Below are 1,155 nucleotides of genomic sequence, written 5' to 3'. Positions count from 1 at the left end.
GGCCAGTTCGCTGGCCTGGCCGACATCGACGCCACGCACCTCACGGATGTCATGGCGGCCAAGGTGGCGGGTGCCCGCAACCTGGACGAGCTGCTCGGTGAGACCGAGTTGGACGCGTTCGTGCTGTTCTCGTCCAACGCCGGAGTGTGGGGCGGCGGCAGGCAAGGCGTGTACGCCGCTGCCAACGCCCATCTCGACGCGCTGGCGGAGGAGCGCCGGGCACGCGGCCTGACCGCGACCTCCATCGCCTGGGGCGCTTGGGCGGGAGGCGGCATGATCGCCGACGGCTCAGCCGAAGAGGGACTGCGGCGGCGTGGTGTGCTGCCGATGGAGCCGGAACTCGCGGTGTCGGCGCTGGTGCAGGCGGTGGAGCACGACGAGACGTTCGTCGCGGTCGCGGATGTGGACTGGGCGCGCTTCGTACCCGGCTTCACGGCGGCCCGTCCGCGACCGCTGATCTCCGACATCCCCGAGGCGCGTGCCGCTCTGGACGACGGTCTTCGGGAGAGGGCGAACGACACCTCGGCCGACGGCTCCCTGGCACAGCGCCTTGCCGGTCTGACGGCGACCGAGCGGCTGAGGGTGGTCCTCGACCTGGTCCGTTCTACGGCGGCCGCGGTACTCGGTATCGGGTCGGCCGAGGCCGTGGAGCGTGGCCGTGCGTTCAGGGAGATGGGTTTCGACTCGCTGACCGCGGTGGAAGTGCGCAACCGGCTTGCTGCGGCCACAGGTCTGAAGCTGCCCGCGACGGTGGTCTTCGACTACCCGAACCCGGGCGCGCTCGCCGATTTCCTCCTCGGCCAGATCACCGGCAGCGAGGTCGTCTCCGATGCCTCCTTGGCCGTAGCCGGTGCCGACGGGGCCGGGGCTTCCGATGACCCGATCGCGATTGTCGGCATGGCCTGCCGCTACCCGGGCGACGTCCGCACCCCGGAACAGCTGTGGCAGCTCCTGCTGACCGGCGACGACGCCATGTCTGACTTCCCGACGGACCGAGGCTGGGACGTCGAGGCCATGTTCGGGGCGGGCGCGCAGTTCGCTCCGCAAGGCGGATTCGTCTATGACGCGGGGGAGTTCGATGCCGGGTTCTTCGGGATCTCGCCGCGTGAGGCGCTGGCGATGGATCCGCAGCAGCGGTTGATGCTGGAGGCGGCC

Annotated in this window: 1 protein-coding gene; it reads left to right on the top strand. The window is 70.6% G+C overall.

Annotated features, from left to right (window positions below; all coding sequences use genetic code 11):
• Window positions 1–1,155 (top strand): KR domain-containing protein (locus ACWC5C_RS42055; protein ID WP_450884642.1); only part of this gene is annotated, 1,155 nt, incomplete at both ends.

This window comes from Streptomyces sp. NPDC001700 (genome assembly GCF_053596435.1).
The sequence above is the reverse complement of the archived record's forward strand: the minus strand, read 5'-3'. Positions and strand labels throughout refer to the sequence as shown.